Annotated in this window: 1 protein-coding gene (running past one end of the window); it reads left to right on the top strand. The window is 71.0% G+C overall.

Features of this window, described 5'->3' with window-relative positions; genetic code table 11:
* A protein-coding gene (locus ACFXJ5_RS35115; protein ID WP_384640476.1) for a non-ribosomal peptide synthase/polyketide synthase crosses the window boundary here: on the top strand, positions 1 to 23,087 show its 3' portion. The gene continues 247 nt to the left of window position 1, outside the view; only the last 23,087 of its 23,334 coding nucleotides appear in the window; its start codon lies beyond the left edge, outside the window; it ends in the stop codon at positions 23,085 to 23,087.
* Position 23,088 lies beyond the last annotated feature (1 nt).

Below are 23,088 nucleotides of genomic sequence, written 5' to 3' on the forward strand. Positions count from 1 at the left end.
GAGTGAAACTGCCCTGGCGTGAGGTGGACCTGTCCGGGCTGGACCCGGTCGCCCGGCAGGCCGAGGCGGAGCGGCTCACCGTCGCCGAGAAGACCAGGTTCGATCTGGCGGTCCCGCCGCTGCTGCGGTTGCTGCTGCTTCGGCTGGACGAGTCGCGCTTCCAGCTCATTCTGACGATGCATCACATACTGATGGACGGCTGGTCGCTGCCGGTCCTGTTCGGTGAGTTGTCCGAGGTGTACGCGGCGGGCGGCGATGTCGCGGTGCTGCCGCCGGTGACGTCGTACCGGGAGTATCTGGCCTGGCTGGGCCGTCAGGACAAGGACGCGGCACGCGAAGCCTGGCGCGAAGCCCTGGCCGGGGTCGGTGAACCCACACTGGTACGTCCGGTCGACCCCGGTGCGAACCCGTCCGTCCCAGGACATGCGACCGTACGTGCCGGCGCCCGGCTGACGGCCGCCCTGCGGGAGACCGCGCGTGGGCACGGGCTGACGCTGAACACGGTGGTGCAGGGTGCCTGGGGTGTGCTGGTCGGGATGCTGACAGGCCGCAGTGAGGTGGTCTTCGGCGCCGTGGTGGCGGGCCGTCCGGCTGATCTTCCCGGCGTGGAGCAGATGCTCGGGCTGTTCATCAACACGGTGCCGGTGCGGGTGAGTCTCGATCCGTACCGTACCGTCGCCGAGCTGCTGGCAGAGCTTCAGGTCCAGCAGGCAGGGCTGATCCCGCACCAGCACCTGGGGCTGACGGAAATTCAGCGTCTCGCCGGCGCCGGGGCGACCTTCGACACGCTCCTGGTGTACCAGAACTATCCGCGCAACCCCGACGGGCCCCTTCAGCTCAGCGGCCTGAAGATCGACGGCGCGGCGAGCGAGGACGCCGCCCACTACCCCCTGGCCCTCGCCGTGGCCCCTCTGGACAACCTGGAACTCCGCTTCGACTACCAGCCCCGCCTGTTCGACGCGGCGACCGTAACCGCCCTGGGGAACCAGCTGGTCCGGCTCCTGGAGCAGATCGCCGCCGATCCGGGACTGCCGGTCGGCCGGCTCGACGTGCTCGGTGAGGACGACCGGCGGGTGGTCGTGGAGGGGTGGAATGACACCGCTCAGCCGGTTCCTGGGGTGATGTTGCCGGGGTTGTTCGGTGCTCAGGTGGTGCGGACTCCGGATGCGGTGGCGGTGGTGGGTGGTGAGGTCTCGCTGTCGTACGCGGAGTTGGATGAGCGGGCCAATCGGGTGGCGCATGCGCTGGCTGGCCTGGGCGTGGGGCTCGAAAGCCGCGTTGGTGTGGCGATGGAGCGGTCGGTTGATCTCGTTGCGGTGTTGCTGGGTGTGATGAAGGCCGGTGCGGCGTACGTGCCGTTGGACGCCGATCATCCGGTGGAGCGGCTGCGTGCGGTGGTGGCCGAGGCCGGCGTAGGCCTGGTGTTGGCTGATCGTGAGTTGGATGGTCTGGTGACGGTCCCGGTGGCGGGGTTGTTCGGGGCTGAGGCGGTGGATCCGGGGCTGGCTCCGTCGCCGGACAGCCTCGCGTACGTGATGTACACGTCCGGGTCGACCGGCAGGCCCAAGGGCGTGGCGGTGACGCATGGCAACATTGCGAGTTTTGTCGCGGACCGTAGTTGGCGTGACGACGTGGTCGAGCGGGTGTTGTTCCAGGCGAACCATGCTTTCGATGCGTCGACGTATGAGCTGTGGGTGCCGCTGACGCGGGGCGGTCAGTTGGTTGTGTTGCCGCCTGGTGAGAAGGATGCGGCGGCGCGCGGTCGGTTGATTGCTGAGCACCAGGTCACCAATGTGCATGCGACGGCTGGGCTGTTCCGGGTGCTGGCGGAGGAGTCCCCGGAGATTTTCGCGGGTGTGCGTGAGGTGTCGACCGGTGGTGACGTGGTCTCGGCGTCGGCGATCCGGGCGCTGCTGGAGGCTCATCCGGAGTTGACGGTCCGGTCGACGTATGGTCCGACGGAGACGACGGCGTTCACGACGCAGATCCCGTACGTCGCCGGTGATGTGGTTCCGGCGAGCGTGCCGATCGGGTCGCCGATGGACAACGCGCGGACGTACGTGCTGGATGAGTTCCTGCGCCCGGTGCCAACGGGCGTGGTTGGGGAGTTGTATGTCGCGGGATCGGGGCTTGCCCGGGGTTATGACGGTCGGCCTGGTCTGACGGCGGAGCGTTTCGTGGCCTGCCCGTACGGGGGCCGGATGTACCGGACGGGTGATCTGGCGCGTTGGTCGGAGGACGGCCAGCTGTTCTTCGCGGGTCGTGTGGATGATCAGGTGAAGATCCGCGGCTTCCGGATCGAACCCGGTGAGGTCGAAACGGTGTTGGCTGCGCACGAGAGCGTGGGCCAGGTCGCGGTGATCGTCCGTGAGGACCAGCCGGGGACCAAGCGGCTGGTCGCCTACGTCGTCCCGGCAACGGGAGATGTGGACGCGAGGCTGTTGCGGGAGTTTGTCGCGGGCAAGCTGCCGGACTACATGGTGCCCGCCGCCGTGGTCGCACTCGGCTCCCTGCCCGTCACGGTGAACGGGAAGCTGGATCGGGGGGCGCTGCCTGCGCCGGAGTTCGGTGGTTCGGTGGGTCGTGGTCCGGAGAGTGCGGTGGAGGGGGTGTTGTGCGGGCTGTTCGGTGAGGTGCTGGGGCTGGAGTGGGTCGGTGCGGAGGACTCGTTCTTCGCGCTGGGTGGTGATTCGATCACGTCGATGCTGGTGGTTTCGCGGGCTCGGCGGGCCGGGGTGGTCATCACCGCGCGGCAGGTGTTCGAGCATCGGACCCCGGCCGCGCTGGCCAGGGTCGCCGCGACGCCCACGGTGGGCCCGGGGGAGGGACGGACGGCGAGCGTGGGGCGAGTGCCCTTGACGCCTGTCATGCGTGAGCTGGTCGAGCGGGCGGGTTCGGCGGCGCTGACCGGGGCGTTCTCGCAGTCCATGCTGGTTGAGGTACCGGCCGGACTGGAGCTGCCCCGTCTGGAGGCGGCGGTCCGGGCGGTCATGGATCACCACGAAGTCCTCCGTGCCCGCCTGGAGTTGGCTGACGGCGAGCCGGACTCGCTGGTGGTGCCCGAGAAGGGCTCCGGGAAGCCGGTCGTGCGGCGGGTGGACGCGGCGCAGCAGCCGGCCGAGCAGTGGGCCGAGGTGATCCGGGCCTGCGCGGAGGAAGAGGCGAAGGGCCTCGATCCGGTGGCCGGCCGGATGATGCGGGTGGTGTGGTTCGACGCCGGAGTCGACGTGCCCGGACGGCTACTGGTGCTGGTGCATCACTTGGCGGTTGACGGTGTGTCGTGGCGGGTGCTCGTCCCGGATCTGGCGGCGGCGTACACCTCGGGTCCGGACTCGGCTCCGGACTCGGGTCTTGAGCCCGTCGGCACGTCGTTCCGGGGTTGGGCGCAGGCTCTGGCCGGCGAGGCGATGAGTGGCGAGCGGGTGGCCGAGTTGCCGGTCTGGACCCGCATGTTGGAAGGCCCTGCCCCACTGCTGGGTGGGCGGGCGCTGGATCCTGCCGTGGACACCGTGGCCGGTGGCACGCGGCGGGTCGAGTTCCGGGTACCGGCGACGGTGACGTCGGAGCTGCTGACGCGGGTTCCGGCTGCCTTCCACGCGGGGATCGACGACGTACTGCTGGCCGGTCTCGTCGCGGCTGTGGAGGAGTGGCGTGAGGTCCCGGGCGGCCTGCTCGTGGATCTCGAGGGGCACGGGCGTGTGCCGCTCTCCGACGACATGGATCTGACGGGCACGCTCGGGTGGTTCACCAGCTCGTACCCGGTACGACTGGACGCGGGCGGTGCCGATCACGCCCAGGTCCGTGCGGGTGGTCCGGAGGCCGGTCGTCTGCTCAAGCGGGTCAAGGAGCAGGTGCGGGCCGTCCCGGGTGATGGGCTCGGCTATGGGATGTTGCGTTATCTGAACCCGGAGACCGCCGCGGCCTTCGAGGGGCTGCCCTCGGCCCGGATCGGCTTCAACTACCTCGGCCGCTTCTCCGCTGCGGCAAGGGGGAACTGGCAGCCGGACGGCGACCTGGCCCTCGGTGGCACGGCCGACGAGCGGACAGTCCTGTCGCATGAGCTCGACGCCGGTGGCCTGGTCCGTGACTTTCCCGACGGGCCCGAGCTGACGGTGTCGCTGGCCTGCCCGGCCGGGTTGCTGGACGACGCCGCGCTGGACGAGATCGCCGCCCGCTGGGTGGCGACGCTGACGGGTCTGGCCATCAATGCCGCCGGGTCCGGAAGCGGTGGGCACACGCCGTCCGACTTCCCGCTGGTCACTCTCGGCCAGGACGAGGTGGAGGAGATCGAGGCGGCGGTCCCGGGTCTTGTCGACGTGTGGCCGCTGTCGCCGTTGCAGGAAGGGCTGTTGTTCCACGCCCGGTACGACGAGGACGCCCACGACGCGTACGTGGGACAGCGGTTCCTCGACATCCAGGGAGCGCTGGACGCGCAGCTGTTCCGTGGTTCCTGGCAGGCGCTGCTGGACCGGCACGCGAGTCTGCGGGCCGGATTCCACCGCCTTGTCCAAGTGGTTGTGCAGGACGCGGAGCTGCCGTGGCGTCAGGTTGACCTCTCCGGTCTGTCCGACGTCGATGCCGAGGCCGAAGCGCTGCGGCTCGCGGAGGAAGAACGCGCACGGTTCGATCTCGCGGCTCCGCCGCTGCTGCGTCTGTTGCTGCTGAAGCAGGGGGGAGAGCGGTACCGCCTGGCGGTGACGATGCATCACATCGTCATGGACGGCTGGTCGCTGCCCATCCTGTTCGGTGAGCTGTCACAGATCTACACGGCCGGTGGCGACGCCGGCGGGCTGCCCCCCGTGACTCAGTACGCAGAGTATCTGGCCTGGCTGGCCCGGCAGGACAAGGAGGCTGCCCGGTCCGCCTGGCGGGAGATGCTGGCGGAGGTCACCGAGCCGACTGTCGTCGCCCCGATGGAGCGGGACGCCGAGTCCGTCCAGCCCCGCCACGTCATCGTCAGGCTCGACGAGCCGTTCACCCTGGCACTGCGCGACATGGCCCGCGAGCAGGGGTTGACGCTGAACACCGTGGTCCAGGGCGTGTGGGGTGTGCTGGTCGGCATGCTCGCAGGCCGGAGCGACGTGGTGTTCGGCGCCACCGTCGCGGGCCGTCCGGCCGAACTGCCGGGCGTGGAGCAGATGCTCGGGCTGCTCATGAACACGGTCCCGGTAAGGGTCCGTCTCGATCCTCGCCGGACGTTCGCGGACATGCTGAGCCATCTCCAGGCTCAGCAAGCCGAGTTGATTGCCCATCAGCACCTGGGACTGACCGAGATCCAGCGCATCGCCGGGGCGGGCGCGACCTTCGACACCCTCGTGGTCTACGAGAACTATCCGCACGACCCCGCTACCGCCGCGGATCTGGGTGGTCTGCGGATCGTCGGAGGCGGGGGCGAGGAGGCGGCCCACTACCCGCTCACCCTGGTCGTCTCTCCGCTCGATGAGCTTGAGCTGCAGTTCGACTACAGGCCTGACGTATTCGACGAGGCCGCCGTCCGGGCGCTGGCAGAACGGGTACGGCGGATCCTGGAGCAGGTGGCGACCGACCCGCAGGTTCGGGTCTCCCGGCTCGATGTCCTCGGTGAGGGCGAGCGGCGGTTGGTCGTTGAGGAGTGGAATGACACTGACCGGCCGGTTCCCGCCCTGACACTGCCGGGGTTGTTCGGTGCTCAGGTGGTGCGGACTCCGGGTGCGGTGGCGGTGGTGGGTGGTGATGTGGCGCTGTCGTATGCGGAGTTGGCTGAGCGCTCGGACCGGGTGGCGCATGCGCTGGTGGGCCTGGGTGTGGGTGTGGAGTGCCGCGTCGGTGTGGTGATGGACCGGTCGGTTGATCTGGTCGCGGTGTTGCTGGGTGTGGTGAGGGCGGGTGCGGCGTATGTGCCGTTGGACGCCGATCATCCGGTGGAGCGGTTGCGTGCGGTGGTGGCCGAGGCCGGCGTCGGCCTCGTGTTGGCTGACCGTGAGTTGGATGGTCTGGTGACGGTCCCGGTGGCGGGGTTGTTCGGGGCTGAGGCGGTGGATCCGGGGGTCGTGGTGTCGCCGGACAGCCTCGCGTACGTGATGTACACGTCCGGGTCGAGCGGTACGCCCAAGGGCGTGGCGGTGACGCATGGCAACATTGCGAGTTTTGTCGCGGACCGTAGTTGGCGTGATGACGTGCTCGAGCGGGTGTTGTTCCAGGCGAACCATGCTTTCGATGCGTCGACGTATGAGCTGTGGGTGCCGCTGACGCGTGGTGGTCGGCTGGTCGTGTTGCCGTCGGGTGATGTCGACGCGGCCGAACGCGGGCGGTTGATTGCCGAGCACGGGATCACCAATGTGCACGCCACGGCTGGGCTGTTCCGGGTGCTGGCGGAGGAGTCCCCGGAAATTTTTGCGGGTGTGCGTGAGGTGTCGACCGGTGGTGACGTGGTCTCGGCGTCGGCGATCCGGGCGCTGCTGGAGGCTCATCCGGATCTGGTCGTCCGGTCGACGTATGGTCCGACGGAGACGACGGCGTTCACGACGCAGGTTCCGTACGTCGCTGGTGATGTTGTTCCGGCGAGTGTGCCGATCGGGTCGCCGATGGACAACGCTCGGACGTATGTGCTGGATGAGTTCCTGCGCCCGGTGCCGACGGGCGTGGTTGGGGAGCTGTATGTCGCGGGATCGGGGCTTGCCCGGGGTTATGACGGTCGGCCTGGTCTGACGGCGGAACGTTTCGTCGCCTGCCCGTACGGGGGCCGGATGTACCGGACGGGCGATCTGGCGCGTTGGTCGGAGGACGGTCAGCTGTTCTTCGCCGGGCGGGCTGACGATCAGGTGAAGATCCGTGGTTTCCGGATCGAGCCGGGTGAGGTCGAGTCGGTGTTGGCCGCGCACGAGAGTGTGGGTCAGGTCGCGGTGATCGTGCGTGAGGACCAGCCGGGGACCAAGCGGCTGGTCGCCTACGTCGTCCCGGCTGACGGCGTCCTCGACGCGGAGCTGCTGCGGGAGCGTGTGGCGGGCAAGCTGCCGGAGTACATGGTGCCCGCCGCGATCGTGCAGCTGGAGTCCCTGCCGGTGACGGTGAACGGGAAGCTGGACCGGGCGGCGCTGCCCGCCCCCGAGTTCGGCGGCTTGGCCGGGCGGGGCCCTGAGTCAGCGCTGGAAGAGGTCTTGTGCAGGCTGTTCGCCGACGTGCTGGGCGTGGAATGGGTCGGTGCCGAGGACTCGTTTTTCGACCTGGGCGGTGACTCGCTGCTGGCGATGCGACTGATCGCCAAAATCAGGTCAGAGCTGAACGCGGAGACCAGTATCCGCGAGCTGTTCGGTACTCCGACCGTCGCCGGGCTGGCGCGGCTCGTCGGACGCGACCAGGCAGGCGTCGGCGCCGGGATCGTCGTGCGGGAGCGGCCGGAGACGGTGCCGCTGTCGTTCGGCCAGCAGCGGATGTGGTTCCTCAACCAGCTCGAAGAGGCGGGAGTGGGCGCCGCGTACAACATGTCGTTGGCGCTCCGGCTGTCCGGCGAGCTGGACGCCGCCGCGCTGGAAGGAGCGCTCGGCGACCTGGCCGACCGGCACGAGACCCTTCGTACGGTCTTCCCGGCGACGGACGGGACTCCCCGCCAGCACATCCTGGACGGTGCGGCGGGGCGGCCGGTCCTGCGCACCCGCCGGCTCGACCCGGCCGAGCTGGCCGCCGTCCTGGTCGCGGAGGCCGGACGGGGCTTCGATCTGGCCCACGACCTGCCGTGGCGAGCCGAGCTGCTGGTCCTGTCCGAGTCCGAGTCCGTGCTGCTGGTGGTGGCCCATCACATCGCCGTCGACGGCTGGTCGATGGGAATCGTGGCCCGGGACCTGCGGCTGGCCTACGCGGCTCGGTGCGAGGGCGGCGCCCCCGGCTGGTCGCCGCTGCCCGTCCAGTACGCCGACTACGCGCTCTGGCAGCGCGAGGTCCTCGGTGAGCTCGGCGACCCGGACAGCTTGATCACCGCCCAACTGGACTACTGGCGCGAGAACTTGGCGGGACTGCCGGAGGAGGTCCCGCTGCCGGCGGACCGGGCGCGGCCCGCGGTCGCCTCGTTCCAGGGCGGCTCGGTCGCGGTCGAGGTGGACGGGGAGACCCATACCGGTCTGACGGGCGTCGCCCGGCAGGGTTCGGCGACGATGTTCATGGTGGTCCAGGCGGCGCTGGCGATGCTGCTGGCCCGGCTCGGCGCCGGTACCGACGTTCCGATCGGCACGGTCGTCGCGGGCCGCGGTGACAGTGCGCTGGAGGATCTTGCGGGGTTCTTCGTGAACACCCTGGTTCTGCGGACGGACGTGGACGGTGACCCGACGTTCGCCGAGCTCCTGGCCCGGGTCCGGGAGACCGACCTGGGCGCCTACGCCCATCAGGACGTGCCGTTCGAGCGGCTGGTGGACGAACTCAACCCGGCCAGGTCGCTCACCCGGCACCCGCTGTTCCAGACCATGCTGGTGCTGCAGAACGTCCCCGCCACGGACTGGGAGCTGCCCGGCCTGGCCGTGCGTCCGATGGACGGGCAGACGCTGCCCGACGAGGTGCTGCCCGCCCGGTTCGACCTGTCGATCAGTCTTGCCGAGCACCGCGACGAGCACGGAGCCCCGGCCGGCATCATCGGTGACCTCCAGTACGCGAAGGACCTGTTCGACCCGGGGACGGCACACGCCCTCGTCCAGCGGCTGCAACGCGTCCTGGCACAGGTGGCCGCCGACCCGGAGATCCCGCTCAGCCGTCTCGACGTGCTCGATGCCGGAGAGCGGCGCGCGGTGCTCCAGGAATGGAACGACTCCGCCCGGCCGCTGCCCGACGTCACCCTGCCGGAGGCCTTCGACGCCCAGGCGGTCCGGACTCCGGACGCCGTCGCGGTGGTCGGCGCCGACGTCATCCTGACGTACGCGGAGCTGGCCGAACGCGCCAACCGCGTGGCGCACGTCCTGATCGGTCGCGGCGTCGGGCCCGAGAGCCGGGTCGGCGTTCTGATGGAGCGTTCAGTCGAGCAGATCGTCGCCCTGCTCGGTGTGACGAAGGCGGGCGCGGCCTACGTACCGCTGGACCCGAACCATCCGGCGGAGCGGATTGCCTTCATGCTGGCCGACGCCGACCCGGCGCTGGTCGTGTGCACCGGGTCGGCCGCGAGGGTGCTCCCGGCCGGGGGCGAGCGGATGCTGTGGGACGACCCGGCGACCCTGGCCGCGATCGCGGCCGCCCGGACGACCGCGCCGGCCGACGCCGACCGGCGGACGCCGCTGCGTCCGGCGCATCCGGCGTACGTGATCTACACGTCGGGTTCGACGGGGACGCCGAAGGGTGTGGTGGTGTCGCACGCGGGTCTGGGCAGCCTGTCGGGGGCCCAGATCGAGCGGTTCGGGGTCGGGCCGGAATCGCGGGTGCTGCAGTTCGCCGCGCTGGGCTTCGACGCGGCGGTGTCCGAGGTGTGCATGGCCCTGCTGGCCGGGGCCGCACTCGTGGTGGCCCCCGCTGACCGGATGCCGCCGTTCGGCCGGGTGGAGGATCTGCTCGACGACTTCGGGGTGACGCATGTGACGCTGCCGCCGTCGGTGCTGGCGGGCGTCGACCGGCTGCCGGACTCGCTGGGGACGGTCGTGGTGGCGGGCGAGGCCTGCCCGCCGGCCCTGGTGGCGCAATGGGCGTCGTCCCGGCGGCTGTTCAACGCCTACGGACCGACCGAGACGACGGTGTGCGCGACGATGACCGAGGCGCTGCCCTGCGCTCCGGGCGTCGTGCCGGGCGTGGTTCCGATCGGTGGTCCGGTGTGGAACAGCCGGGTGTTCGTGCTGGACGAGCTGCTCTGCCCGGTCGCCCCCGGGGTGGTCGGCGAGCTGTATGTGGCGGGTTCCGGGCTCGCGCGTGGCTACAGCGGCAGGGCGGATCTGACGGCGGAGCGGTTCGTCGCCTCCCCGTACGGGGGCCGGATGTACCGGACCGGCGACCTGGCGCGCTGGTTGTCCGACGGTCAGCTGGTGTTCGCCGGGCGGGCCGACGACCAGGTGAAGATCCGCGGTTTCCGGATCGAGCCGGGTGAGATCGAGGCGGTGCTCGCCGGGCACGAGAGCGTACGCCAGGTCGCGGTGGTCCCCCGTGAGGACCAGCCGGGCGTGAAGCGCCTGGTCGCGTACGTCGTCCCGGCCGCGGAGAGCGCCGACGGCACCGTGCTGCGGGAGTTCGCCGCGCGGACCCTGCCCGACTACATGGTGCCGGCGGCCGTCGTGGTGCTGGCGTCCCTGCCGATGACCGCGAACGGCAAGCTGGACCGGGCCGCGCTCCCCGCCCCGGACCTGGGCGACGGCGCGGGCCGGGGCCCGGAGACGCCGTTGGAGGAGACCCTCTGCGGGCTGTTCGCCGAGGTGCTCGGCCTGGAGCGGGCCGGGGCCGAGGACTCGTTCTTCGACCTGGGTGGCGACTCCCTGCTGGCGATGCGCCTGATCGCGTCGATCCGCTCGGCTCTGGACACCGAGGTCGGCATCCGCGAGCTGTTCGCCGCGCCGACCGTCGCGGGGCTGGCCCGGCTGGTGGAGGATACCGCGGGACGTGCGGTACGGGCGGGAATCGCCGTGCGGGAGCGGCCCGAGGTGCTGCCGCTGTCGTACGGTCAGCAGCGGATGTGGTTCCTCAACCGGCTCGAGGAGTCGGGAGCGGCCGCGGCCTACAACATGCCGCTGGCGCTGCGGCTCTCCGGTGAGCTGGATGTGGCCGCGCTGGAGGCGGCCCTCGGCGATGTCGCCGACCGGCACGAGACGCTCCGGACGGTGTTCCCGGAGACCGACGGCGTGCCCCGGCAGCAGATCGTCGACGGTCCGGCCGGCCGTCCGGCCCTGCGGGTACGGGACGTCACCCGGACAGACCTGGCCGACGTGATGGCGGAGCTGGCGAAACAGCCGTTCGACCTGACCCGGGACCGCCCGTGGCGCACCGAGCTGCTGACCCTGCCTGCCGAGACAGGACGGGAGCCGGAGTTCGTACTGATCCTGGTGTCGCATCACATCGCCGTGGACGGCTGGTCGATGGGTGTCCTGGCACGGGATCTCCGGGCCGCGTACGAGGCACGGCGCACCGGTTCGGTGGCGGACCGGTCGCCGCTGCCCGTCCAGTACGCCGACTACGCGCTCTGGCAGCGCGAGGTACTCGGCGAACTCGACGACCCGGACAGCCTGTTGAGCGCCCAGCTCGGCTACTGGCGGGAGGCGCTGGCGGATCTGCCCGAGGAGCTGTCGCTCCCGGTGGACCGGACCCGGCCGGCCGTCGGGTCGTTTCAGGGCGGGTGGGTTCCGATGGCTGTCGGACCCGAGGCCCACGCCGGGCTTTCGGCCGCGGCCCAGCAGGGCTCGGCGACGATGTTCATGGTCGTCCAGGCCGCGCTGGCCATGCTCCTGACCCGGCTCGGCGCGGGCACCGACATCCCGATCGGCACGGCCGTCGCAGGCCGCGCCGACTCGGCCTTGGACGACTTGGCGGGATTCTTCGTCAACACGCTGGTGCTGCGCACCGACGCCGCCGGTGACCCGACGTTCTCGGAACTGCTGGGCCGGGTCCGGGAGGCCGACCTGGCCGCGTTCGCGCACCAGGATGTGCCGTTCGAGCGGCTGGTGGACGACCTCAGCCCGGCGCGCTCCCTGTCCCGGCACCCGCTGTTCCAGATCATGCTGACGATCGACAACACCCCGGGGGCGGACACTCCGTGGGAACTCCAGGGCCTGGACGTCCGGCCGATCCTGGCCGACGAGGCCTTCTCGGCCCGTTTCGATCTGTCGGTCGGGCTGGCCGAACTCCGTGACGAGCAGGGTTCGCCCGCCGGTATCGAGGGTGGTTTCCAGTACGCCGCCGACCTCTTCGACGAGAGCACCGCCCGGACCCTGGCCCGGCGGCTCGTACGGGTACTGGAACAGGTGGCCCGCGACCCGCAGGTGAAGGTCGGCGAGCTCGAGGTCCTGGACAGGACCGAGCGGCAGCACGTCGTGGAGGAGTGGAACGACACCCGCCGGGTGCTCCCGGACACGACCCTGCCGGAGCTGTTCCGGTCGCAGGCCGAGCGGGTCCCGTACGCGCTCGCCGTCATCGACGAAGAGTCCTCGGTGACGTACGCGGAGCTGGACGAGCGGTCGAACCGGGTGGCGCGCTGGCTGACCGGCCGGGGCGTCGGGCCGGAGAGCCGGGTGGCCGTGCTGATGGAGCGCTCGGTGGACCTGATGGCCGTGCTGTGGGGGGTGCTGAAAGCCGGCGCCGCCTACGTCCCGGTGGATCCGGACTACCCGGCCGACCGGATCGCGTACGTGCTGGCCGATGCCGCGCCCACGGTGGTGATGTGCACGGGCTCGACCGCTGGTGAACAGGCCGGATCGTCGGGCTGGGCGGTGTGGGACGCGCCGGAGACGGCTGCGGAGGTCGCGTCGTGTTCCGGGGCCCCGCTGGATCTGACGGTGACGCCGGGTTCCGCGGCATACGTGATCTACACGTCGGGGTCGACGGGCCGTCCCAAGGGCGTGGTGGTGAGCCACCGGTCCATCGCGAACAAGCTGTTGTGGATGCAGGACACGTACCGGCTGACGAGCGACGACCGGGTGCTGCAGAAGACGCCGACCGGCTTCGACGTGTCGGTGTGGGAGCTGTTCTGGCCGCTCATCGTGGGCGCCGGCCTGGTGATGGCCAAGCCCGGAGGGCATCGCGAACCCGCCTATCTGGTGGACGTGCTGGCCCGCCACGCGGTGACGGTGGTGCACTTCGTGCCGTCGATGCTGGGCGTGTTCCTGCAGGAGGTCCGCCCGGGTGACTGTGCCGGTCTGCGGCGGGTCTTCTGCAGTGGCGAGGCGCTGACGGTCGACCTGGTGGAGGAGTTCCGCGAGCGGATCGGTGTGCGGCTGCACAACCTCTACGGGCCGACGGAAGCCGCTGTGGAGGTCACGTCCTGGGACGGCACGGACGGCACGACGTACGGGTCGGTACCGATCGGCCGTCCCGTCTGGAACACCCAGACCTATGTGCTGGACGAGTTCCTGCGCCCTGTTCCTCCGGGCGTGACGGGGGAGCTCTATCTGGCGGGCGTTCAGCTGGCCCGGGGCTATGCGGGCCGGCCCGAGCTGACGTCGGAGCGCTTTGTCGCCTGCCCGTTCCCGGGGTCCGACCGGATGTACCGCACCGGTGACCTGGCGCGGTGGACGCCGGACGGCGAGCTGCTGTACGCGGGCCGGGTGGACGACCAGGTGAAGATCCGGGGGTTCCGGATCGAGCCGGGTGAGATCGAGAACGTACTCGCCGGGCACGAGAGCGTCGGGCAGGTCGCGGTGGTGGTCCGTGAGGACCAGCCGGGCGTGAAGCGCCTGGTGGCGTATGTCGTTCCCGTCGACGGAGACGGAGACGAAGACGGAGACGTGGGCGTGGACGTGGACGCGGCGTCGCTGCGGGAGTTCTCGGCGCAGATCCTGCCGGAGTACATGGTGCCCGCCGCGATCGTGCGGCTGGAGTCCCTGCCCGTCACCGTCAACGGAAAGCTGGACCGGGCCGCGCTGCCTGCCCCGGAGTTCGGCGGCTCGGCGAGCCGTGGGCCCGCGACTGCCGTGGAGGAGGTGCTGTGCGGGCTGTTCGGTGAGGTGCTGGGGCTGGAGTGGGTCGGTGCCGAGGACTCGTTCTTCGCGCTGGGCGGTGACTCGATCATGTCGATGCTGGTCGTCTCCCGGGCTCGTCGCGCGGGCGTGGTGATCACCGCTCGGCAGGTGTTCGAACACAGGTCCCCGGCCGGGCTGGCGCGGGTCGCCGGGGTGCTGGTGGACCCCGCAGCCCCGGCTGCGGCACGGACGGTCGGCGTGGGGCTGGTGCCTTTGACGCCGGTGATGCGCGAACTGGTCGAGCGGGCCGGCGCCGCTGCGCTCACCGGGGCGTTCTCCCAGTCGATGCTGATCGAGGTACCGGCCGGGCTGGAGCTGCCGCGCCTGGAGGCGGCGGTTCAGAAGGTGCTGGACCACCATGACGTGCTGCGGGCCCGGTTGGAGCTCGCCGACGGCGAGCCGGACTCGCTGGTCGTGCCGGAAACGGCCTCCGAGCCGGTGGCCGTACAGCGCGTGGACGCCGCCGCCGGGAACCTGCCCCAGCTCGTCCGCGACGCGGAGCGCAGCGCGGTGGAGCGGCTCGATCCGGTGGCCGGCCGGATGGTGCGGGTGGTGTGGTTCGACGCCGGGGCCGACGTGGCCGGGCGGCTGCTGGTGGTGGCGCACCACCTGGCGATCGACGGTGTGTCGTGGCGGGTGCTCGTTCCGGATCTGGCGGCGGCGTACGACTCCGGCCGGGACGCGGTCCTCGACCCGGTCGGTACGTCGTTCCGGGGATGGGCGCAGGCCCTGACCGAGGAAGCGGTGAACGCCGGGCGGATGGCCGAGCTGCCGGTCTGGACCCGGTTACTGGAAGGCCCGGATCCGCAGCTGGGCGGGCGAGCGCTGGATCCGGCCGTGGACACCGTCGCCGGTGGGACGCGGCAGGTGGAGCTCCAGCTGCCGGTGGCGGTGACCTCGGAACTCCTGACACGGGTTCCGGCCGCTTTCCGCGCCGGTATCGACGATGTGCTGCTGGCCGGTCTGGTCGCCGCCGTGGAGGAGTGGGGGCGTGCCCGGGGCCGTACCGTCCCGGGCGGTCTGCTGGTGGACGTGGAGGGGCACGGTCGTGTGCCGCTCTCCGATGACATGGATCTGACGCGTACGGTCGGCTGGTTCACCAGCTCCTATCCGATGCGGTTGGACGCGGGCGGCGTTGATCACGCGCAGGTGCGCGCCGGTGGCCCGGAGGCAGGCCGTCTGCTCAAGCGGGTCAAGGAGCAGGTGCGGGCGGTCCCCGGCGACGGGCTGGGTTACGGCTTGCTGCGGTATCTGAACCCGGAGACGGCTGCCGCCTTCGAGGGGCTCCCCTCGGCCCGGATCGGCTTCAACTACCTCGGCCGCTTCACTCCCGCCGACGAGACGGCAGGGGGGAGTTGGCGGCCGGACGCCGGCACGGTCCTCGGCGGGGCGGCCGACGAGCGGATGGTGCTGATGCACGCGCTCGAAGCCGGTGGCCTGGTCCGCGACCTTCCCGACGGACCCGAACTGAGGGTCACCCTGGGGTGCCCCGCCGGTCTCTTCGACGAGGAGGCGCTGCGGGAGCTGACCTCCGGCTGGGTCGCGATGCTCACCGGTCTGGCCGTCCACGCCGCCGGGTCCGGCAGCGGTGGCCACACCCCGTCCGACTTCCCGCTGGTCGTTCTCGGCCAGGACGAGGTGGAGGAGCTGGAGCAGGCTGTCCCGGGTCTGGTGGATGTGTGGCCGCTGTCGCCGTTGCAGGAAGGGCTGCTGTTCCACGCCCGGTACGACGAGGACACCCGCGACGCATACGTGGGTCAGCGGTTCCTCGACCTGGAAGGCCATCTGGACACCGGCGTTCTGCGGGCGTCGTGGCAGGCGCTGCTGGACCGGCACGCGAGCCTGCGGACCGGGTTCCGGCAGCTCGCCGGCATGGAGAACCCGGTCCAGGTGGTCACCGAAGGTGTCGTGCTGCCCTGGCGTGAGGTGGACCTCTCGGGCCTGTCCGAGGTGGACAGGGAGGCCGAGGCTCTCCGGCTCGCGGAGGAGGACCTGGCACGGTTCGATCCGGCGGTTACGCCGCTGCTGCGGGTCCTGCTGCTGAAGCAGGGCGATGACCGGTACCGGATGGTCATGACCATGCATCACATCGTCATGGACGGCTGGTCGATGCCCATTCTGTTCGACGAGCTCACGCAGGTCTACGCGGCCGGCGGCGACGCGAACGGCCTGCCGGCGGTGACCCCGTACCGGGACTACCTCGCCTGGCTGGACCGCCAGGACGGGCAGATCGCGTCGGAGGCGTGGCGGTCGGTGCTGGCCGGCGCGTCCGAGGCGACCCTTGTCGCCCCGATCGAACGCGGCGCCGAGTCGGTTCAGCCCCGCCACGTGATCGTACGGCTCGACGAACCGCACACCACCGCGCTGCGGGAGATGGCGCGGGCGCACGGGCTGACCATGAACACGGTGGTCCAGGGCGCCTGGGCCGTCCTGGTCGGGATGCTGGCGGGCCGGACCGACGTGGTCTTCGGCGCGACGGTCGCCGGCCGGCCGGCGGAACTGCCGGGCGTCGAGCGGATGCTCGGGCTGTTCATCAACACCGTCCCGGTCAGGGTGCGTCTCGACCCACGGCGGACGGTGCTGGCGCTGCTGGCCGATCTTCAGGTCGAGCAGGCCGAGCTGATCGCGCACCAGCACGTGGGGTTGACGGAGATCCAGCGGATCGCGGGTGCGGGTGCGACCTTCGACACCCTCGTGGTCTACGAGAACTATCCGCACGACCCGGAGGCCCGCCGTCAGCTGGGCGGTCTGCCGATCGTCGGAGGCGGGGGCGAGGAAGCGGCCCACTACCCGCTCACCCTGCTCGCTTCCCCGGCCGACGAGCTCGAACTACGGCTCGACTACCGGCCCGACCTGTTCGACGAGGCCGCCGTCCGCACCCTGGTGGAACGCGTTCAGAGGGTCCTGGCGCAGATGGCGGCCGATCCGCGGACGCGGGTGGGACAGATCGACGTCCTGGACGAGGCCGAGTACGCCCGGACGGTGGTCGAGTGGAACGACACCACGAGGCCGGTCCCGCACGCGACGGTGCCGGAGCTCTTCGAGGAGCGGGTCCGCCGTACCCCGGACGCGGTCGCGCTCGTCTCCGGGGACACCGAGGTCACCTACGCGGAGCTGAACGCTCGGGCGAACCGGCTGGCGCACCGGCTGGTGGCCTTGGGCGTGACGCGTGAGCAGGCGGTCGCCGTGCTGCAGCGGCGGTCGCTCGATCTGGTGGTGTCGATTCTGGCGGTGCTCAAGGCCGGCGGGACGTACGTGCCGCTGGACGTGGACGCTCCGGCGGATCGGCTGCGGTGGATCGTGGAGGACACGGCGGCGTCGGTGCTGCTGACCGACAGCGCGCTGCGGGGTTCCGTGCTGGAAGACGGAGTCCGCGCCGTGGTCGTGGTCGACGGCGATGTCTCCTTGGCGGAGGAGCCGTCCGGTGACGTGGGGGTGGCCGGGCACGGGGATCAGCTGGCCTATGTGATGTTCACCTCCGGGTCGACGGGCCTGCCCAAGGGCGTGGCGGTCACCCAGCGCGATGTGGTGAGTCTGGCCCTGGACCCGTGCTGGGAGGGCAGTGGCAGCCAGGAGCGGGTGCTGCTGCACTCGCCGTACACGTTCGACGCGTCGACGTACGAGTTGTGGGTGCCGCTGCTGTCCGGGGGCACCGTGGTGGTGGCGCCCGGCGAGCTCGATGTGCGCGCCATGGAGCGGGTCATCGTCGGGCAACGGGTGACCGCGCTGTGGCTGACGGCGGGCCTGTTCCGGCTGCTTGCCGAGGAGGCGCCCGCGAGCTTCGCCGGGGTGCGCGAGGTGTGGACGGGCGGCGAGGCCGTTCCGGCCACGGCGGTACGCCGGGTGCTGGAGGCGTGCCCGCGGACGAAGGTCCAGGACGGCTACGGCCCGACGGAGACCACGACCTTCGCCACGACCTTCCCGATGCGGGCGGCGCAGGACGTGCCGGACTCGGTGCCGATCGGCCGGCCGATGGCGAACACACGGGTGTACGTGCTCGATGACGTGCTGCGTCCCGTGCCGGTGGGCATCGCGGGTGAGCTTTACATCGCGGGCGAGGGTCTGGCGCGCGGTTACTCGAACCGGTCCGCCCTGACGGCGGAGCGGTTCCTGGCGGAACCGTTCGGCCCGGCCGGTTCGCGGATGTACCGGACCGGCGACGTGGCGCGGTGGACCCCGAACGGCGAGCTGCTCTATGCGGGTCGCGTGGACGACCAGGTGAAGATCCGGGGGTTCCGGATCGAGCCCGGCGAGATCGAGGCGGTGCTGGCCGGGCACGAGAACGTTGGTCAGGTCGCGGTGGTGGTCCGTGAGGACCAGCCGGGGGTGAAGCGCCTGGTCGCCTACGTCGTTCCGGCGGAGGGGGGCGCTGACGGCGAAGTCCTGCGGGAGTTCGTCGGGCGCACTCTGCCGGAGTACATGGTGCCCGCAGCCGTGGTCGCCATCGAGTCCCTGCCGGTGACGGTGAACGGGAAGCTGGACCGGGCCGCGCTGCCCGCCCCCGAGTTCGGCGGCTCGCAGGGCCGCGGCCCCGCCACCGCGGTGGAGGAGGTGCTGTGCGGGCTGTTCGGTGAGGTGCTGGGCCTGGAACTGGTCGGCGCGGAGGAGTCGTTCTTCGAACTCGGCGGTGACTCGCTGCTGGCGATGCGGCTGGTCGTCCGGGTCCGTTCGGTACTCGACACCGAGATCAACGTCCGGGAGCTCTTCGGCGCGCCGACCGTCGCCGGGCTGGCCCGGCTGGTGGAGAGCAACCGGGGCGACGTACGGACCGGCCTCGTCGCACAGGAGCGGCCCGAGGTCCTGCCGCTGTCGTACGGCCAGCAGCGGATGTGGTTCCTCAACCAGCTCGACGAGGCCGGAGCGGAGGCGGCCTACAACGTTCCCCTGGCGCTGCGGCTCTCCGGTGAGCTGGACGTCGAGGCCCTTGAGGCGGCCCTCGGCGATGTGGCCGCCCGGCACGAGACCCTCCGCACCGTGTACCCCTCGACCGACGGCAGCCCCAGGCAGCAGCTTGTCGACGGTGCGCCGCCCCTCCAGGTCCGGGAGGTCTCCCCGGAACACCTGGTCGACGCCCTGGCAGAGGTCGCGGCGAAGGGCTTCGACCTGTCGCGCGGCCTGCCGTGGCGGACGGAGTTGCTGGTCCTGTCCGGCACCGAGCCGGCCTCGGCCCCCTCCGACGCCGAGTTCGTGCTGATGCTGGTGGCGCATCACATCGCGGTCGACGGCTGGTCGATGGGCATCATCGCCCGCGACCTCCGGCATGCCTACGGGGCACGCCGCGCAGGCACGGTTCCGGTCTGGACGCCGCTGCCCGTGCAGTACGCCGACTACGCGATCTGGCAGCGCGAGGTGCTCGGCGACCCCGCGGACCCCGACAGCCTGATCAGCGCCCAACTCGCCCACTGGCGTGAAGCACTGGCCGGAGCGCCCGAAGAGCTCACGCTTCCGGCCGACCGGCCCCGGCCCGCGACCCCCTCCTTCCAGGGCGGATCCGTCCCCATCCAGCTCGACCCGGAAGTCCACGCCGCGCTGCTGGAGGTCGCACGGCAGGGGTCGGCGACGATGTTCATGGTCGTCCAGGCGGCGCTGGCGATGCTGCTCGCCCGGCTCGGCGCGGGCACCGACCTGCCCGTCGGCACCGCGATCGCCGGCCGCGGCGACTCGGCTCTGGAGGACCTGGCCGGGTTCTTCGTCAACACGCTGGTGCTGCGCACCGATGCGAGCGGCGACCCGACCTTCGCGGAGCTGCTGGCCCGGGTTCGTGAGACCGACCTTGCCGCCTACGCCCACCAGGACGTGCCGTTCGAGCGGCTGGTGGACGACATCGGCACCGAGCGCTCGCTCGCCCGGCACCCGCTCTTCCAGATCATGCTCGTCCTGCAGAATATGCCCGCCGCGGAGTGGGATCTGCCCGGCCTGACCATTCACCAGCAGCGGTCCGAGACACTTCCCGACGCGGCGCTCCCCTCCCGCTTCGACCTGTCCATCAACCTCACCGAACACCGCGACGAGCAGGGCGACCCCGCCGGCCTCGGCGGTGGCCTCCAGTACGCCACCGACCTGTTCGACGGCTCCACGGCCAGAGCCCTCGCCGACCGACTGGTGCGGGTGCTGGAGCAGGTGGCCACCGATCCGAGGCAGCGGATCAGCCGGCTCGAAGTCCTGGACGCCGCCGAGGAGCGGTCGGTCGTCGAGGGCTGGAATGACACCGACCGGCCGGTTCCCGCCCTGACACTGCCGGGGTTGTTCGGTGCTCAGGTGGTGCGGACTCCGGGTGCGGTGGCGGTGGTGGGTGGTGATGTGGCGCTGACGTATGCGGAGTTGGCTGAGCGCTCGGACCGGGTGGCGCATGCGCTGGTGGGTCTGGGTGTGGGGCTCGAAAGCCGCGTCGGTGTGGTGATGGAGCGGTCGGTTGATCTCGTTGCGGTGTTGCTGGGTGTGGTGAAGGCGGGTGCGGCGTATGTGCCGTTGGATGCCGATCATCCGGTGGAGCGGCTGCGTGCCGTGGTGGATGAGTCCGGGGTTTCACTGGTGCTCGCCGACCGTGAGCTCGAGGGTGTTGCGACGACCGCCGTGGCCGACCTGTTCGAAGCCGAAGCGGCCGGGCCGTTGGCCGACCTCTCCGACCTCTCTCCGGACAGCCTCGCGTATGTGATGTACACGTCGGGGTCGACCGGCAGGCCCAAGGGCGTGGCCGTGACGCATGGCAACATTGCGAGCTTCGTCGCGGACCGTAGTTGGCGTGACGATGTCGTGGAGCGGGTGCTGCTGCAGGCCAACCATGCCTTCGACGCCTCGACGTACGAGCTGTGGGTGCCACTGACGCGCGGTGGCCGGTTGGTTGTGCTGCCGCACGGTGAGAAGGATGCGGCGGCGCGCGGTCGGTTGATTGCTGAGCACCAGGTCACCAATGTGCATGCGACGGCTGGGCTGTTCCGGGTGCTGGCGGAGGAGTCCGCGGAGATCTTCGCGGGTGTGCGTGAGGTGTCGACCGGTGGTGACGTGGTCTCGGCTTCGGCGATCCGGGCGCTGCTGGACGCACACCCGGATCTGGTCGTCCGTACGACGTACGGTCCGACCGAGACGACGGCGTTCACGACGCAGATCCCGTACGCCTCCGGTGACGTCGTTCCGGCGAGCGTGCCGATCGGGCATCCGATGGACAACTCGCGGGCGTATGTGCTGGATGAGTTTTTGCGTCCGGTGGCGCCGGGTGTGATTGGTGAGTTGTTCGTCGCGGGTTCCGGTCTTGCGCGGGGTTATGACGGTCGGGCGGGTCTGACGGCGGAGCGTTTCGTGGCCTGCCCGTTCGGGGGCCGGATGTATCGGACGGGTGATCTGGCGCGTTGGTCGCAGGACGGTCAGTTGCTGTTCGCGGGCCGGGCGGATGATCAGGTGAAGATCCGGGGGTTCCGGATTGAGCCGGGTGAGGTCGAGGCGGTGTTGGCCGCGCACGAGAGTGTGGGTCAGGTCGCGGTGATCGTCCGTGAGGACCAGCCGGGGGCCAAGCGGCTGGTCGCCTACGTCGTCGCGGCTACTGGGGATGTGGACGGGGAGCTGCTGCGGGAGTACGTGGCGGGCAAGGTGCCGGACTATATGGTGCCTGCTGCGGTCATGGCGCTGGAGTCCCTGCCGGTGACGGTGAACGGCAAGCTGGATCGGGCCGCGCTGCCTGCCCCTGAGTTCGGCGGCTCGGAGGGTCGTGGGCCGGAGACCCCGGTCGAGGAACTGCTGTGTGGCCTGTTCGGTGAGGTGCTGGGGCTGGAGTGGGTGGGCGCGGAGGACTCGTTCTTCGCGCTGGGCGGTGACTCGATCATGTCGATGCTGGTCGTGGCCCGGGCCCGACGCGCCGGGGTGGTGATCACGGCCCGGCAGGTGTTCGAGCACAAGACCCCGGCGGGGCTCGCCATGGTCGCCTTGATCGCCGGCGCCGAGGGAGATGTCGGGACCGAGCCGGCGGAAGTGGACACGGGCGTCGGACGGGCCCCGCTGACCCCGGTCATGCTCGACATGGTCGAGCGGGCGGGCCCGAACGCGCTGACCGGGGTGCTTTCCCAGTCGATGCTCGTCGAGACCCCTGCCGGGCTGGACCTGCCCCACCTGGTGGCGGCCGTCCAGGCGCTGCTGGACCACCACCACATCCTGCGTGCCCGGCTCGACCTCTCCGACGGCGCCGCCCACCTGGTCGTGCCGGAGGCGGGCTCGGCGGCCGGGGACCGTGTGGTCCGGGTCGATACGGCGGGTCTCACCGCCGACGGCCTGGCCGAGCTGATCCGGGACGAAGGGCGCCGCGCGGTGGACCGGCTGGACCCGCAGGCCGGGGCGATGGTCCAGCTCGTGTGGTTCGACGCCGGACCCGGCGTCCCGGGGCGGTTGTTGCTGGTGGCCCATCACCTCGTGGTCGACGGCGTCTCGTGGCGGCTGCTCGTACCGGACCTGGCGGCTGCGTACACGGCTCTGCGGGAAGGACACAATCTGCTCCTCGAAAGCGGGACGTCGTACCGGCGCTGGGCCTCGACGCTTGAGCACCAGGCACTCAGCGCCGAGCGGACGGCCGAACTTCCGGCCTGGACCCAACTGCTCGGCGGCCCGAACCCGTTGCTCGGGAAGAGGGCGCTCGATCCGGCCGTGGACACCGTCGCCCGGGGTGTGCGCCGGGTGGAGCTCACGGTCCCGACCGCGGTGACGACGGAGCTGCTGACCCGGGTTCCGGCGGCCTACGACGCCGGCATCGACGACGTGCTCCTGGCCGGGCTGGTCGCCGCGGTCGGCGAGTGGCGACGCCGGCAGGGCCGTAACCTCGCGGGCGGCGTCCTGATCGAGATCGAGAGCCACGGCCGCACCCCGCTCACCGAGGACATGGACCTCACCCGCACCGTCGGCTGGTTCACCGGCTCCCATCCGGTGCGGCTGGACCCGGGCACCGCCGAATACGCGCGGATCCGCTCCGGCGGTCCGGCGGCGGGCCGCCTGATCAGGCGGGTCAGGGAGCAGTTGCGCGCGGTGCCCGGCGACGGGCTCGGCTTCGGGCTGCTGCGCCATCTGAACCCGAAGACGGCCGAGGCCCTGGCCGGATTGCCGGCCCCCCAGATCGGGTTCAACTACCTGGGCCGCTTCGGCGCCGCCCCGACGACCCCAGGAGCCCCCGCGGCCGGGGGAGCCTGGCAGCCGGTGGGCGACACGGTCCTGGGCGGGACGGCCGACGCCGACACGCCCGCCTCCCACCTGCTGGAGGCCGGGGGCCTGGTCCGGGACCTGCCCGGGGGTCCCGAACTCACGGTGTCCCTGGTCTGCCCGGTCGGCCCCTTCGAGGAGGCGGCGCTCCGCGACCTGGTTGACGGCTGGGTCGCGATGCTCACCGGACTGGCCTCCCACGTCCCCGACACGGACGGTGACCGGCAAACACCCTCGGACTTCCCGCTCGTTGCGCTGGCCCAGAACCAGATCGATGCGCTTCAGATCAAGCTCTCCGGCGAAGAGGAGTGAA

Source organism: Streptomyces sp. NPDC059373 (genome assembly GCF_042751495.1).
GTDB lineage: Bacteria > Actinomycetota > Actinomycetes > Streptomycetales > Streptomycetaceae > Actinacidiphila.